Origin of the sequence: Kitasatospora sp. MAP12-44, assembly GCF_029892095.1 — a bacterium.
Taxonomy (GTDB): Bacteria; Actinomycetota; Actinomycetes; order Streptomycetales; family Streptomycetaceae; genus Kitasatospora.
This window is the reverse complement of the sequence record NZ_JARZAE010000004.1, coordinates 8,063,369-8,076,750: the sequence shown is the minus strand read 5'-3', so window position 1 is coordinate 8,076,750 and position 13,382 is coordinate 8,063,369. Positions and strand designations below refer to the sequence as shown.

16 protein-coding genes are annotated in these 13,382 nt (G+C 73.2%); 7 read left to right on the top strand and 9 right to left on the bottom strand.

What is annotated here, in order from left to right:
• Positions 1-474 (top strand): SRPBCC family protein, encoded by a 474-nt coding sequence (locus tag P3T34_RS36345; RefSeq protein WP_280670581.1) that lies wholly within the window; start codon positions 1-3, stop codon positions 472-474.
• A 67-nt stretch (positions 475-541) separates the two neighbouring features.
• Positions 542-874: a TcmI family type II polyketide cyclase gene (locus P3T34_RS36340; RefSeq protein ID WP_280672615.1), complete on the top strand. Its 333-nt coding sequence runs from the start codon at positions 542-544 to the stop codon at positions 872-874.
• A 75-nt stretch (positions 875-949) separates the two neighbouring features.
• Here the strand turns inward: P3T34_RS36340 and P3T34_RS36335 are convergent, their stop codons facing one another.
• The 4 genes from P3T34_RS36335 to P3T34_RS36320 all read right to left on the bottom strand — a co-directional run bounded on the left by P3T34_RS36335 (position 950) and on the right by P3T34_RS36320 (position 4,584).
• Positions 950-2,032, bottom strand: a complete 1,083-nt coding sequence (locus tag P3T34_RS36335; protein WP_280670579.1) for a methyltransferase — start codon at positions 2,030-2,032, stop codon at positions 950-952.
• Between the two features lie 93 nt (positions 2,033-2,125).
• Positions 2,126-3,202: a right-handed parallel beta-helix repeat-containing protein gene (locus P3T34_RS36330; protein ID WP_280670577.1), complete on the bottom strand. Its 1,077-nt coding sequence runs from the start codon at positions 3,200-3,202 to the stop codon at positions 2,126-2,128.
• Between the two features lie 200 nt (positions 3,203-3,402).
• Positions 3,403-3,873, bottom strand: coding sequence for a cyanase (gene cynS, locus P3T34_RS36325; RefSeq protein ID WP_280670575.1), 471 nt, complete (start codon positions 3,871-3,873; stop codon positions 3,403-3,405).
• A gap of 117 nt (positions 3,874-3,990) precedes the next feature.
• A complete protein-coding gene (locus tag P3T34_RS36320; RefSeq protein ID WP_280670573.1) occupies positions 3,991-4,584 on the bottom strand; it encodes a carbonic anhydrase in 594 nt (197 codons plus the stop codon).
• Positions 4,585-4,701: 117 nt separating this feature from the next.
• Between P3T34_RS36320 and cynR the strand changes: the two genes are divergently transcribed.
• Positions 4,702-5,598, top strand: coding sequence for a transcriptional regulator CynR (gene cynR, locus P3T34_RS36315; RefSeq protein WP_280672614.1), 897 nt, complete (start codon positions 4,702-4,704; stop codon positions 5,596-5,598).
• Here cynR and P3T34_RS36310 read toward each other — a convergent pair.
• On the bottom strand, positions 5,588-7,576 hold the full coding sequence (locus P3T34_RS36310; protein ID WP_280670571.1) for a heavy metal translocating P-type ATPase: 1,989 nt from the start codon (positions 7,574-7,576) through the stop codon (positions 5,588-5,590). The genes cynR and P3T34_RS36310 overlap by 11 nt on opposite strands.
• Positions 7,577-7,674: 98 nt before the next feature.
• Here P3T34_RS36310 and P3T34_RS36305 point away from each other — a divergent pair, with 98 nt between their 5' ends.
• Complete coding sequence (locus P3T34_RS36305) at positions 7,675-8,040, top strand: metalloregulator ArsR/SmtB family transcription factor (protein WP_280670569.1); 366 nt, start codon at positions 7,675-7,677, stop codon at positions 8,038-8,040.
• A gap of 16 nt (positions 8,041-8,056) precedes the next feature.
• Here the strand turns inward: P3T34_RS36305 and P3T34_RS36300 are convergent, their stop codons facing one another.
• From P3T34_RS36300 to P3T34_RS36290, 3 genes are all read right to left on the bottom strand, one after another.
• The gene (locus tag P3T34_RS36300; protein ID WP_280670567.1) at positions 8,057-8,896 is read right to left on the bottom strand and encodes a maleylpyruvate isomerase N-terminal domain-containing protein; all 840 of its coding nucleotides are present in this window, start codon (positions 8,894-8,896) and stop codon (positions 8,057-8,059) included.
• A 145-nt stretch (positions 8,897-9,041) separates the two neighbouring features.
• Positions 9,042-9,548 (bottom strand): DUF664 domain-containing protein, encoded by a 507-nt coding sequence (locus tag P3T34_RS36295; protein ID WP_280670565.1) that lies wholly within the window; start codon positions 9,546-9,548, stop codon positions 9,042-9,044.
• Between the two features lie 171 nt (positions 9,549-9,719).
• Positions 9,720-10,211 (bottom strand): hypothetical protein, encoded by a 492-nt coding sequence (locus P3T34_RS36290; RefSeq protein ID WP_280670563.1) that lies wholly within the window; start codon positions 10,209-10,211, stop codon positions 9,720-9,722.
• Positions 10,212-10,555: 344 nt separating this feature from the next.
• Here P3T34_RS36290 and P3T34_RS36285 point away from each other — a divergent pair, with 344 nt between their 5' ends.
• From P3T34_RS36285 to P3T34_RS36275, 3 genes are all read left to right on the top strand, one after another.
• Positions 10,556-10,924, top strand: coding sequence for a hypothetical protein (locus P3T34_RS36285; RefSeq protein ID WP_280670561.1), 369 nt, complete (start codon positions 10,556-10,558; stop codon positions 10,922-10,924).
• Positions 10,925-11,018: 94 nt separating this feature from the next.
• A complete protein-coding gene (locus tag P3T34_RS36280) occupies positions 11,019-12,014 on the top strand; it encodes a pirin family protein (RefSeq protein ID WP_280670559.1) in 996 nt (331 codons plus the stop codon).
• 65 nt (positions 12,015-12,079) lie between these two features.
• The gene (locus tag P3T34_RS36275; protein WP_280670557.1) at positions 12,080-12,544 is read left to right on the top strand and encodes a DUF5990 family protein; all 465 of its coding nucleotides are present in this window, start codon (positions 12,080-12,082) and stop codon (positions 12,542-12,544) included.
• Between the two features lie 18 nt (positions 12,545-12,562).
• Here P3T34_RS36275 and P3T34_RS36270 read toward each other — a convergent pair whose 3' ends face one another.
• Positions 12,563-13,378: an SDR family NAD(P)-dependent oxidoreductase gene (locus tag P3T34_RS36270; RefSeq protein ID WP_280670555.1), complete on the bottom strand. Its 816-nt coding sequence runs from the start codon at positions 13,376-13,378 to the stop codon at positions 12,563-12,565.
• Positions 13,379-13,382 lie beyond the last annotated feature (4 nt).

Below are 13,382 nucleotides of genomic sequence, written 5' to 3'. Positions count from 1 at the left end.
ATGACCGGACACACCGACAACCAGATCACCATCTCGGCGCCCGTGGACCTCACCTGGGAGCTCACCAACGACCTCGAACGCTGGCCGCAGCTGTTCAGCGAGTACGCCTCGGTCGAGGTGCTGGAGCGCGACGGGGACCGGGTCACCTTCCGGCTGACCATGCACCCGGACGAGCAGGGCAAGGTCTGGAGCTGGGTGTCCGAACGGGAGGCCGACCGGCAGTCGCTGACGGTCGAGGCGCGCCGCGTGGAGACCGGCCCGTTCGAGCACATGAGCATCCGCTGGGAGTACCACGAGGTCCCGGGCGGCACGTCGATGCGCTGGATCCAGGACTTCCGGATGAAGCCCACCGCGCCGGTCGACGACGCCGGGATGACCGAGCACATCAACCGCAACTCGCGGATCCAGATGGAGCTGATCCGCGACAAGGTGGAGCAGCACGCCAAGGAGACCCCCGCGACCATGCCGCGCTGAGCCGGCCGCCGTGCGGGCCCGCCCGGGCCCGCACGTTCTCCTCTGTATGCACGAAGGGATGTCAGATATGCACCGCGCGCTCATCGTCGCCCGGATGCGGCCCGACACCGCCTCGGAGATCGCCGACACCTTCGCGGCCTCCGACAGCGGGGAGCTGCCCCACCTGATCGGGGTCACCGGCCGCAGCCTCTTCCAGTTCGGCGACCTCTACCTGCACCTGATCGAAGCCGAGCGCCCGCCGGGCCCCGCGGTCGCCAAGCTGGCCGGCCATCCGGAGTTCCGCGACGTCAGCGAGCGCCTGGCCGCGTTCGTGCAGGCCTACGACCCGGCCACCTGGCGCGAGCCGAAGGACGCGATGGCCCGCGAGTTCTACCGCTGGGAGCGCGGCAGCGCCAACTGACCGCCGCCACCGACGCCGTATGGCCCGCCACCGACTCCCCGGTGGCGGGCCATACGGCGTTGGCGGCTCCCCGCCCTACCCGACGACGGCCTCGAAGGCGTGCAGGTAGGCGTTGACCGGGCGGACCTCACCGACCGTCAGACCGGCCTCGGTCATCAGGGCGATCAGGCTGTCCTTGGAGTGCTTGGCGCCGCCGACGTTGAGCAGCAGCAGCAGGTCCATGGCGGTGGTGAAGCGCATCGAGGGACTGTCGTCGATGAGGTTCTCCACCACCATCACCCGGGCGCCGGGCCGCGCGGACTCCACGATGTTGCGCAGGGTCTTGCGGGTGCTGGCGTCGTCCCATTCCAGGATGTTCTTGATGACGTAGAGGTCGGCCCGGACCGGGACGGCCGTTCGGCAGTCGCCCGGGACGAGCTGGACGCGCGGGGCCAGCGGGCCGCCCTCGCGCAGCCGCGGGTCGGCGTTGGCGACCACCTTGGGGAGGTCGAGCAGGGTGCCGAGCAGGGCTTCGTCCTTCTCCAGCAGGCTGGCCAGCACATGCCCCTGGCCGCCGCCGATGTCCACCACACTGGAGACGCCGGCCAGGTCGACGTAGTCGGCGAGGTCCTGGGCGGACTGCCGGCTGGAGTGCGTCATGGCCTGGTCGAAGACCCGGGCCGAGTCCCCCGCGTCGGAGTGCAGGTAGTCGAAGAAGCCCTTGCCGTAGAGGCCGGCGAAGACGTCCTTGCCCGAGCGGACCGCCTCGTCCAGCAGTGGCCAGGCCTCCCAGGTCCACGGCTCGGTGCACCACAGGGAGATGTAGCGCAGGCTGTCGGGCGAATCCTCGCGCAGCAGCCGGGACATCTCGGTGTGGGTGTAGCGGCCGTCGCCGGTCTCGGCGAAGACGCCGTAGCAGGACAGCGCCCGCAGCAGCCGGTGCAGCGGCTGCGGGGCGATGTCCAGCTCGGCGGCCAGCTCCTCGGCGCTGGCCGGGCTGTCGCCCAGGGTGTCGGCGATCCGCAGCCGCGCGGCCGCGCGGACGGCGGCCGCCACAGCGGCGCCGAAGACGAGTTCGCGCAGCCGCATGGCGGGGGGCGGTGCACCGACGGGGGTGGGCGCGGTAGTGGAGGGAGTGGTGGAGGGGGTGGTGGTGGTGGTGGAGGGTGCGGTGATCATGAAGGCCGTCTTTCTCCTGGGAAGGGGGGAATGCGGACGGTGAAGACCGCCCGGCCGCCCGGGCGGGCGACCGGGCGGCCGGCGAGCGGACGCTCAGCAGTGGCCCGCCGGTTCGGAGACCCGGCAGTCGTTGGCGGCGAAGGCCTCGCCGAGCACGGTGTCCCGGTCGGCCAGGTCGGCCGGTCCGTTGTCGAGGGCGGTGTTGTCCCGGACGGTGACGCCGGTGCTGGCGCCGCCCACGAAGCTGCGGAAGAGCACGATCCCGCCGGACATCGGCGAGGCGCCGACGTTGTCCCGGACCTCGTTGCCCGTCACCAGGGTGTCCTCCACGCCGGTCAGCACGACGCCGACGCCCTGCACGTACGGCAGGGTGGAGGTGGCCGGGCAGTACTTGTTGTTGCCCTCCACCTGGTTGTCGCGCACGCTCAGGGCGCCGGCCCGCGGCCGCCCGTCGTCGCCCACCACGAACACCCCGCCGCAGTTGCCGCTGATGGTGTTGCGCTCGACGGTGAGGTCGCGCACCCGCCGGACCACCACGCCCATCCGGTTGTCGGAGAGGTCGTTGCCGGCGATCACGGCGCCCTGGGTGTCGAGCGCCCCGCCCTTGCCGTAGGCGATGTTGGCCAGGAAGACGCCGGCCTGACCGTTGCGCCGGGCGGTGTTGTCCACCAGTCGGCCGCGGGTGGACTTCTCCTGGGCGATGCCCTCCTCGCCGTTGTCCTGCGCCAGCACGTCGCGCACGGTCATCCGGTCGGTCTCCGAGCCCGAGATGCCGTTCTTGGGGAAGCCGGAGACGGTGAGCGACTCGATCCGGACGTCCGTCACCGGGTGGCCCGCCGTTCCGGTGACGCAGATCCCGTGGCCGGCGGCGGCGCAGGCGTTGGCGGGCGCGTTGGCGGGCGCGTTGGCGGGCGCGTTGGCGGAGGGCTGCGCGGCCGGCGAGACCACGCTGTGGCGGCCGACCCCGCGCAGGGTCAGTCCGGAGACGGTGATGTCGACGCTTCCGTCGAAGGTGCCCGGGCCCAGCAGGATCGTGTCCCCCGGGCTCGCACTGTCGACGGCCGCCTGGATCGACTCGCCCGGACTGACCAGATGCCACCTCCCCGCCGCGTGGGCGGTGGCGTGCGCGGGCGGTGCCACCCCCAGTGCCAGAACGATTCCGCCGGCCATGCTCGCCAGGTGAAGAGCCCGTGCTCTGGGCATACGTGCCAACCTGCTTTCCAGGATCCGCGGCACCGCGGTCAACGCGCCGATCGCGTACGCGTCCGCCGAATCGACGCTATGGGCCGTCAGCACCGCCCGCCACTCGTGGTCCGCCGCCCGGGTGGCCGGCGGGCCGGGGTGGATCCGCTCCCGGCCCGCCCGGTGTGTCAGAACGGCTTGGTGGGAAGGTACTTGCCGTCCAGGGTGATCACGGCGCGGTGGCCGCCGTCCGGGTCCTCGACCTTCTTCACGTCCAGCTTGAAGTTGATCGCACTGATGATGCCGTCACCGAACTCCTCGTGCACCAGGGCCTTCAGGGTGGTCCCGTAGACCTGGAGCATCTCGTAGAAGCGGTAGATGGTCGGGTCGGTGGGGATGCCGCCGGGGATGCTGCCGCGCACCGGGATGGTCTGCAGCAGCAGGGCGGCGTCCTCGTCCAGGCCGAGCAGCTCGGCCACGGCCTTGGCCGCGTCGGCGGGCAGCGGGTGCTGCCCGAGCACGGCGGCGGTGACGAAGGCCGGCGAGAGTCCGGCGGCGGCGGCCAGCTCCTTCCAGCTGAGGTCCTTGCGGGTCTTGGCCTCGATGGCCTGGATGGCGAGCTGCTGACGGGCCTGCGGGTCGGTCTGTGCGTGGATCACGGGGTGGGTCCTTTCGTGGAACGGGAGTTGGCGGGTTCGAGAGTACGAGGTGGTCAGTTGGCGGCACGGTCGGTTGGCGGCGCGGCCGGTTGGCGGCGCGGCCGGTTGGCGGCTTGGTCAGTCGGCGGCGACGAGTTCGGCGAAACGTCCGCTGGCCGCGTCGAGTTCGGCGACGGCGCCGGAGCCGATGTCGTAGACCCAGCCGTGCAGGGTGAGTCGGCGGGTGGCCAGCGCCCGGGCGACCGACGGGTGGGTCCGCAGGTTCGCCAGCTGGTCGAGGACGTTCTCGCGGACCAGCGCGGCGACCGTGCCGGTTGCCGAGGGCGCAACGGTCGCGTGGCGCAACCAACCGGCGACGGCAGGCAGTTCGGACAGGTCGCCGCCGCCGGCCAGCGCCGTCATCGCACCGCAGGCGGAGTGCCCGCAGACGATCACATCGGCGACTTCGAGGACGCTCACCGCGTACTCGATGCTCGCCGCGACACCGTCCGCGCCCGGCCCGTACGGCGGCACCAGATTGCCCGCCGTCCGGATGACGAACAGCTCACCCGGCTCGCGCTGGGTGATCAGCTCCGGCACCACCCTGGCATCCGAGCAGCCGATGAACAGCGCGTTCGGCCGATGGGTGGTGGCGAGCCGCTCGAAGAGCGCCGCGCGGGCCGGGTACACGTCGCGCCTGAAGCGTTGGATTCCTGCTGCGAGCTCCTGCATGGGGTCACTCCCTGCCGTTCGGGTCGGCCGTTCGGTCGATGGCTCCACTGTGCATGAGCTGGGGCTATAGCGTCCAAGTCGTGGTGTGGATGGAAATCATTGGTGCTGCCTATAGTGGTGGGCATGGAACTGCGCCACCTCCGGTATCTGCTCGCCGTGGCCGAGCACGCCAACTTCACCCGCGCCGCGCAGGCACTGCACGTCTCGCAGCCGACGCTGTCGCAGCAGATCAAGCAGTTGGAGCAGGCCCTGCGGGTGCAGCTGCTGGACCGCTCGGGCCGCGCCGTGCGGCTGACCGACGCCGGCGAGGCCTTCGCCCGGTACGCCCGGCGCGCCCTGCAGGAGCTGGCGGCGGCCGAGCGCGCGGTGCTGGACGTCCGGGACCTCTCGCAGGGCACCCTGCGGCTGGCCATGACGCCGACCTTCACCGCCTACCTGATCGGCCCGCTGGCCGCCGAGTTCCATCAACAGCACCCGGGAATCTCCCTGGAGATCCGTGAGTTGACGCAGGATCAGATCGAGTCGGCGCTGCTGGGCGACGAGCTCGACCTGGGCATCGCCTTCGACGGGGCGCACCGGCCGGGTATCGCGGCCAGGGCGCTGTTCACCGAGACCCTCGGCCTGGTCGTCGGCCGCGCCCACCCCTGCGCGGGCCGCCGCGAGCCGCTCCCGGTCGACGACCTGGGCGGTCACCGACTCGCGCTGCTCAGCAGCGACTTCGCCACCCGCCGGCATATCGACGACTACTTCGCCGAGCACGGGGTGCGACCGCGCGTCGCCGTCGAGGCCAACTCGATCAGCGCGCTGGTGGAGATCGTCGGGCGCGGCGCGCTGGCCACCGTGCTGCCCGAAGCGATCGCCCGCGAGCAGCCAGGACTGCACCTCGTGGCCGTCCAACCCCCGCTCCCCGCACGGACGGTGGCGCTGCTGCGGCGGGAGGCCGGCTACCGCAGCGCCGCCGCGCAGGCCTTCACCGCGCTGGCGACGCGGACGGCCGGGGAGGCTACCGGGTAGTCGCCGCCGCCCGCTGCCACGCCGCCTCGCGCAGCAGCCGCAGGCCGTTGAGGCCGACGATGACGGTGGAGCCCTCGTGGCCGAGGACGCCCAGCGGCAGCGGCAGCCGGCCGGCCAGGTCCCAGACGATCAGCCCGCAGATGAACACCGAGGCGATGGCCAGGTTCTGCACCACCAGTCGGCGGGCGCTCCGGGAGAGCGCCACCACCGTGGGCACGGTGGCGAGTTCGTCGCGCACGATGACGGCGTCGGCGGTCTCCAAGGCGAGGTCGGAGCCGGCCCGGCCCATCGCGATACCGGTGTGGGCGGCGGCCAGCGCCGGGGCGTCGTTGACCCCGTCGCCGATCAGCAGAACCCGGCGCCCGGCGCGCTCCTGCTCCTGGACGGCGGCGACCTTGTCCTGCGGCAGCAGCCCGGCGCGAACGTCGGACAGGCCGACTTCCGCCGCCAGGCAGGTGGCGGCGCGAGCGTTGTCCCCGGTGAGCAGCATCGGCGCGGAGCCGGTGAGGGCGGCCAGGGCGGCGACGGTGGCGGCGGCGCCGGGGCGCAGGCGGTCGGCGATGCCGAGGACGCCGACCGGTCGGCCGTCCAGCTCGACGACGACGGCGGTGCGCCCGCCCTCCTCCAACTCCCGGACCAGGTCGTGGGGCTGGTCGTGCGGCTCGTCGTGGGGCTGGTCCAGCAGGCGGGTCGGGGCTCCGACCGCGACGACCCGGCCGCCGACGGTGGCGGTGACGCCGACGCCGGGGGTGGAGCCGAAGTCCTCGGCCGCGGCCAGTACCAGGCCGCGGGTGCGGGCCGCGTCCACAATCGCGCGGGCCAGCGGGTGCTCGCTGGGATGCTCGACAGCGGCCGCGAGAGCAAGGAGGGCGTCCTCGCTCAGCCCGCCGCCCGGCAGCGGACGGACTTCGGTGACCCGCGGGGTGCCCTCGGTGAGCGTGCCGGTCTTGTCCAGCGCGACGGCGTCGACCTGCCCGAGCCGCTCCATCACCACGGCGGACTTCACCAGCACACCGTGCCGACCGGCGTTGGCGATCGCGGACAGCAGCGGCGGCATGGTGGCCAGCACCACGGCGCACGGCGAGGCGACGATCATGAACGTCATCGCCCGCAGCAGCGCGGTGGTCACGTCGGCGCCGAAGGCGAGCGGGATCGCGAACACCGCCAGGGTCGCCGCCACCATGCCGAGCGAGTAGCGCTGCTCGACCTTCTCGATGAACAGCTGCGTGGGCGCCTTGGTCTCGGACGCCTCCTCCACCATGGCCACGATCCGGGCGATCACCGAGTCGGCGGCGTCCCGCTCGACCACGATCCGCAGCGCGCCGGTGCCGTTCAGCGTTCCGGCGAAGACCTCGTCGCCGACCCCCTTGGCCACCGGCAGCGGCTCGCCGGTGATGGTGGCCTGGTCCACCTCGCTGGCGCCGTCCAGCACCCGGCCGTCGGCGCCGACCCGCTCGCCGGGGCGGATCAGCACGGTGTCGCCGACCGCGAGGTCCTCGGTGGCCACCGTCTCCTCGCTCCCGTCGGCTGCCAGGCGGGTCGCGGTGGTGGGCGCCAGGTCCAGCAGGCCGCGCACCGAGTCGGCGGTGCGGGCGGTGGCCAGCGCCTCCAGCGCTCCCGAGGTGGCGAAGATGACGATCAGCAGCGCTCCGTCCATCACCTGCCCGATCGCGGCGGCCCCGATCGCGGCGACGATCATCAGCAGGTCGACGTCGAGCGTCCGCTCGCGCAGCGCCCGCACCCCCGCGAGGGCCGGCTCCCAGCCGCCCGCGAGATAGGCGAGCGCGTACAGCGGCCCCCAGCTCCAGCTCGGCGCGCCGGTCAGCTGCAGCGGCAGCGCGAGCAGGAACAGCACCAGCGCGGCGGCGGCCCAGCGGGCCTCCACCAGCGCGAACACCCGGGTGCGGCGGCGCGGCGCGGCGGGCACGGGGCCGGGTGCGGCAACGGCCTCGGGGCGCTGGACGACGACAGAAGGCATGGCGGGACGACCCTTCACGGGCATGGGGACAAGCGGCACCCACTACCGTACAGGAACATCTGAACAGGTCTTCATATGTGATCGGTAAGATGGTCGCCATGGGCCACGGAGTCGAAGCCAAGAACAGCGCCACCACCCGCGAACGGCTGGACACCGTGGGGGCCGCCGACGTCGCCGCCACCCTGCAGGCCCTGGCCACACCCTCCCGGCTGCGCATCCTGGCCCGGCTCAACGAAGGCCCGTGCTCGGTCGGCGACCTCGCACTGGCCGTCGACATGGAGCCGTCCGCCTGCTCGCACCAACTGCGGCTGCTACGCAACCTGGGCCTGGTGAGCGGCGAGCGGCGCGGACGCTCGATCGTCTACGCGCTGTACGACCACCACGTCGCCGAGCTGCTCGACCAGGCGCTCTTCCACGTCGAGCACCTGCGACTCGGCCTGCACGACGCGCCCGTGGGCCGCTGACTCACCCACCCGGCGCTCAGGGGCGGCAGAACAGCTCCGGCAGGCGGGTGGCGATCCACGGGCGGCGGCCCCAGGCGAGGATCCGGCCGGCCGCGACCTCGCGCCACGTTCCGGAGCGGCCGTAGCCGACCAGCAGGAAGGCCGCCGGATCCGCCCAGAGCCGGCAGTCCACCGACTCGCGCCGCCCGGCCCGCGCGACGGTCGCCGCACCGCGGCTGAGCCGGACCACCAGGCCCGGCGAGCGCGTGCCGCGCCAGTGGATCCGGTACGACAGCTCGGCCTGCCGCCCGGCGTCGGTGAGCATCAGCGGGAGCATCTGCACGAAGACCTCGTCCGCGACCACGGCGGCCTCCGCGCGCTCGATCCGCCACGGCTCCCCCGTCGCGCGGGCGATGTCCAGGCCGTGCACCAGCACCTCGCCGAGCGCCAGCGCGGTGAGCGTGTCCGGTGTGCGGGTCACGCCGAGCCCGTACCAAGGGGTCTCCAGCGCAGCGGCGGGGTCGAGTCGGGCGGTCGCGGCCAGGAAGGCTCCGATGCCGGACTCGACCATCTCGATCGCTTCCGACAGCGACCGCCCGGCGCCGTCGAACTCGGCTATCAGCGTGCCGTTCACGCCGGCCAGCCGGGTGTGGAAGTCCGGCTCGTCCGACACATAGCGGGCGAACTGCCCGCTGGTGCCGCCCGCGGCCTCGCCGAAGCCGAGGAAGACATGCGCCAGGTGCACCACGACATCGGCCACCCGCCAGTCCGAGTCGCCCACCTGCGCGTCCGGGTCAGCGGCACGTACCAGCCGGACCAACCTGCCCCCCACGGCCGCCAGTGCCCGACGAGCCGCCTCACGGTCCTGCCGATCCATCGCACGCCTCCGGCCACCAGCACCCACAGGCAGCGGAGCCCCCGCCACCCGACCACGCTCGGAGCCCACCGGCCAGCCGGAGCGTCGCCAGATCCTAGAAGCGCGCAGCCGCCCCGTCCACCCTTTCCGCTCCTCCGCGTCGGGGCTAGCGGCCCAGGGCGCCGCGGATGTAGGCCGCCTGGCCGGCGTGCTGCAGGTCGTCGGTGAGGACGCTGACCAGGCGGACGCCCAGGGTTACGGGCGGGCTCCAGCTCTCGTCGACGATGCGGTTGAGGGCCGTGCCGTTGAGACCGCTCAGGTAGTCGACGGTGTGGGCGTGGACCGCGTCGTAGTAGCCGGTGAGCAGGGACGGCGGGTCGACGCGGAAAGCGCCGACCTGGCGGCTGGTGTGGCCGTAGCCGGTGGCGCCGGGCGGGAAGGGGAGCTGGAACCGGTCGGCCCAGCGCTGCGCCGTCCAGATCTGCTCGGTGCCCGCGACCTCGGCGACATGGTCGTCCTGAACCCGCGTCAGGTGCCAGACCAGCCAGCCGATCGAGTTGGCCCGGCTGTCCAGCCGGGTGGCCGCTTCATCGGCGGTCAGGCCGTCCACCACCTCGTGGACGACCTCCTGGACCCGGCCGAACGCGTCCAGCAGCAGGTCGGCGATGTTCATTGGCTCAGGCTAGTCCGGGAGGGCCGGGTACGGCATCCGCTGGGGCCGCCGCCCACCGTCCCGCGCGCGCGGGTGAAGGGGGGCGTGAGCAGGCCTGTTCGCGCCCCGGGGGGCCTGGTGGGCTCGCATCCCGGTGGCCCGCACGCTCGTTGAACGGGGCATGGACGAGCTTCACGAGCCGTGGGACCCGGCCGGCGCCGCGGGCACCGGCTGGCCACCGATGCCCGGACCGACGACCGGACCGACGACCGGCCCGACGCCGGCGCCCTGGCCCATCGCCATGCCGATCACGCCGCTGCCGCGAACGCTGACCCATCCGGCGCCGATCGTGAGCCCGCTGCGCCGGCGCGCGAAGCGCTGGGGTGTGCCCGCGGTGCTGGGCGTGGCGGCACTGGCGGCGCTGCTGTCGACCTGCGGGCCGGGCGGGCCCGATCCGCAGGGGGCCACGTTGGTGCGGGCCACGCCCTCGCCGGGCGGACCGGCGTCCGCGTCGCCGTCGGCTTCGGGTTCGGCTTCGGCTTCGGGTTCGGTCAGCGCGGTCCAGCACCTCAGGACGCTGGGCGGCAGCCCGTCACCGGGTCCGGACGCGAGCGCGGTGGCCTCGGAGGCGGCGACCTCGGCGCGGCGCGGCGGCTCCAGGTCACCGGCAGCTCGGCGACACACCGACCCACCGAGCCCCAGGAGCAACGGCGGCGGGTCGGCGCCGGGGAACGGGAGTCAGGACACGGCCGGCGGCGGGTCGGCGCCGAGCGCGGACCAGCCGCTGGCGCCGGAGCTCGCCGGGGCGGGGATGTGCGGGGCCGCCGAACGCTACGGCCAGTGGGCGGCGGGCTCAGGGCAGGGAAGCCTGTGCCGGGAGGTCTACGGGGGCTGACCGTGACCCGGCGGTTTGGCCCGGTCACTGGGGGCCGGGAGGGCGGCCGCCGCCGCGTGGGAAGATCGTCACCCCGACACCGCCCGGACCGCGCGGTCGTCGTAGCCATCCGCCTTGTCACCCAGGAGCAGCTGTGACCAAGCAGCCCGGCCTGCAGCAGCGCATCGCCGACACCATCCGCCCGGCGATGCTCGCCGGCCTCCAGGACATCGCGCTGCACGGAGCCGCCGGCCACCAACGCATCAACGAGTGGGCGGACTGGATCGCGGGGGCGGTGGCCTTCCAGGTGGCGGACCCGCTCGCTGCCGAGCGGGACGCCTTCGCGGACCGGGTGGACACGCTGTCGGCCGTCGCCAAGCGCCACAAGGAGGCGTACCGGGAGGCGGCCGCGGACGTCCAGCGGTTGGAGGCCCGAGTCGCCGAGCTGGAGGCCGAGTTGAAGAGCTCCCAGCCGGCGGGCGCGGCAGACGAAGCGGTAGAGGCGGACGGGGCGGACGAGTAGCGCTGGTTCGGAAGATCGGAATATTGAAGGATCAACATCTGTTCTTCCGTACCATCGAGAAGAGTCCCGGGAACGGCTTCCTAAGGAGAGTCCGATGCCCGCAGTCACCGTCCAGAACATCCTCGCCCTCCCCCGCATCGCCCTCCCCGAAGGCGTCCCGCTGACCCAGCGCCCGGTCCGGTCGGTGACCACCGCGCCCAGCGGCTTCGAGGGTGAGGGCTTCCCCGTCCGGCGGGCCTTCGCCGGTGTCAGTACGCGCGACCTCGACCCCTTCGTCCACCTGGACCAGATGGGCGAGGTCGAATACGCGCCCGGTGAGGCCAAAGGCACCCCGTGGCACCCGCACCGCGGTTTCGAGACCGTCACCTACATGATCGACGGCATCTTCGAGCACGCCGACTCCAACGGTGGCGGCGGTGTCATCACCAACGGCGACACCCAGTGGATGACCGCCGGCAGCGGGATCCTGCACATCGAGGCGCCGCCGGAGCACCTGGTGGTCTCCGGCGGCCTCTTCCACGGCATCCAGCTCTGGGTGAACCTGCCCAGTGCCAACAAGTGGAACCCGCCGCGCTACCAGAGCATCGAGGGCCGCGAGGCCGTCCTGCTCGCCTCCGCGGACGGCGGCGCGCTGATCCGCCTGATCGCCGGGGAGGTCGCCGGCCACACCGGGCCGGGGTCCACCTTCACCCCGATCACGATGATCCACGCCACCGTCAGCGCCGGAGCGGAACTGACCCTGCCGTGGCGGACGGACTTCAACGCGCTGGTCTACGTGCTCGCGGGCCGGGGCACGGTGGGCGCCGAGGCACGGCCCGTCCGCAGCGGGCAGCTGGCCCTGTTCGGACCGGGCGACCTGCTGACCGCGGCCGCCGCTCCGCAGCAGGACGGCCACTCCCCGGAGCTGGAGCTGCTGGTGCTCGGCGGGCGGCCGATCGGCGAACCGGTCGCGCACTACGGTCCGTTCGTGATGAACACCGAGGCCGAACTCCGGCAGGCGGTCGAGGACTACCAGGCCGGCCGGCTCGGCGTCATCCCCGCCGTGCAGCTGCCGCACGCGGCGCCGGGGGACGCGCCCGACCGGCCCTGAGTCCGACCGGCCCTGAGCCTCCCGGACGGCTACCGGACGGGAGCGGTCCGGGAGAGGATGGCAGCATGCAGATCAGGATCGAGGCGTCCGACCTGCCGGGCCGCAGCTGCGCCGGCGGCCCGGACTTCCCCGGCTACGACAACATCCATGTCGCGGTCCAGCGCCGTGAGAAGCCCGCAGAGCTGCTGGGCCTGCAGCCCGGTGACGCCGCGTCAGCGAGCTGGACGCTGGACTGCACCGTGCTGCCCAGCCCGTCCGGGGTCGACCTGCGGGGCCCGTACGTCCAGGGGCGCCCGGGCGGGCGGTTCATCTATCTCTCGTGGGGCACGGTCGACGCCGACGGCGGCTTCAGGATGTTCCGGCGCGCCAAACTGCTGCTGAACGCCATCGACCCCGCTGTCCTGACAGCCGCGCTGCGCACCGGCGTGCTGGTCGCCGCACTCGGCCTCACCGACGGCAAGGGGCACCCGCTCTGCGCGAGCATCCGACCGCCGCTCGTCCGGTGGAGCGCCGAAGCCCCGGCGCAGTAGCGGCTGCGGGACGGTTGCTCAGCCCTGGGTGACCAACTGGTCGGCGAGCTTGGCCAGTCGGCGCAGCGAGCGCTCCTCGTGGACCGGCTGGGCACTCGGGGCGATGTCGCCGCCGTCGTAGTACTCGCCGTTGGTCAGCCGGAAGCCGGGGTCGCAGAGCCGCACGACGGCGGCCGCGCCCTCGGCGGCCGGCGCGCCCACGCGTCCGTACAGCGGCAGCAGCGCGGTGTCGCACAGGCCCGGGTTGACGCTGACGGCGGTGATGCCGCTGTCGGCCGGGGCCATGTCGCGGGTGGCCATGGTGAGTGCCAGCTGCGACTGCGCATAGGCGGCTACCCGGGAGTACTTCTTGACCCGGTGCGGGTCGTTCCAGTTCATCGCGGCGGTGCGGTGCAGGGCGGAGGAGACGTTGATGATCCGGGCCGCGCCGGCGGCCGAGAGCGGGGCCCGCAGCAGCTTGGCGAGCAGGTGCGCGGCCAGGAAGTTGACCTGGAGCGAGACCTCGTTGCCGTCCTTGGTGAGCGTGCAGCGCTCCGGTGCCATGATCGCGGCGTTGTTGACCAGCAGGTCCAGGGTCGGGAACGCCGCGGTGACGGTGCCCGCCAGCACCGCGACCTCGGCGAAGTCGGTGAAGTCGGCGGCGATCATCCGGAGTTGGTCGCGGGAGGCGCCGGCGGCGACCAGCCGGTCGACGGCTTCCTCGCCCTCGGAGCCGGTCCGGGCGTGCACGATGACGGTGGCGCCGCCTTCGGCGAGCAACCGGGCGGTCTCCCAGCCGATGCCGGAAGAGGCACCGGTGACCAGGGCGACGGGGGACGGCAGAACTGCGGACATGACG

Bases quoted from the DNA above. Each gene is read 5' to 3' on its own strand.
- P3T34_RS36345 (WP_280670581.1), top strand. From the start codon at position 1: ATGACCGGACACACCGACAACCAGATCACCATCTCGGCGCCCGTGGAC.
- P3T34_RS36340 (WP_280672615.1), top strand. From the start codon at position 542: ATGCACCGCGCGCTCATCGTCGCCCGGATGCGGCCCGACACCGCCTCG.
- P3T34_RS36275 (WP_280670557.1), top strand. From the start codon at position 12,080: ATGCAGATCAGGATCGAGGCGTCCGACCTGCCGGGCCGCAGCTGCGCC.
- P3T34_RS36330 (WP_280670577.1), bottom strand. From the start codon at position 3,202: ATGGCCGGCGGAATCGTTCTGGCACTGGGGGTGGCACCGCCCGCGCAC.
- P3T34_RS36300 (WP_280670567.1), bottom strand. From the start codon at position 8,896: ATGGATCGGCAGGACCGTGAGGCGGCTCGTCGGGCACTGGCGGCCGTG.
- P3T34_RS36280 (WP_280670559.1), top strand. From the start codon at position 11,019: ATGCCCGCAGTCACCGTCCAGAACATCCTCGCCCTCCCCCGCATCGCC.
- P3T34_RS36310 (WP_280670571.1), bottom strand. From the start codon at position 7,576: ATGCCTTCTGTCGTCGTCCAGCGCCCCGAGGCCGTTGCCGCACCCGGC.
- P3T34_RS36335 (WP_280670579.1), bottom strand. From the start codon at position 2,032: ATGATCACCGCACCCTCCACCACCACCACCACCCCCTCCACCACTCCC.
- P3T34_RS36295 (WP_280670565.1), bottom strand. From the start codon at position 9,548: ATGAACATCGCCGACCTGCTGCTGGACGCGTTCGGCCGGGTCCAGGAG.
- P3T34_RS36305 (WP_280670569.1), top strand. From the start codon at position 7,675: ATGGGCCACGGAGTCGAAGCCAAGAACAGCGCCACCACCCGCGAACGG.
- P3T34_RS36320 (WP_280670573.1), bottom strand. From the start codon at position 4,584: ATGCAGGAGCTCGCAGCAGGAATCCAACGCTTCAGGCGCGACGTGTAC.
- P3T34_RS36270 (WP_280670555.1), bottom strand. From the start codon at position 13,378: ATGTCCGCAGTTCTGCCGTCCCCCGTCGCCCTGGTCACCGGTGCCTCT.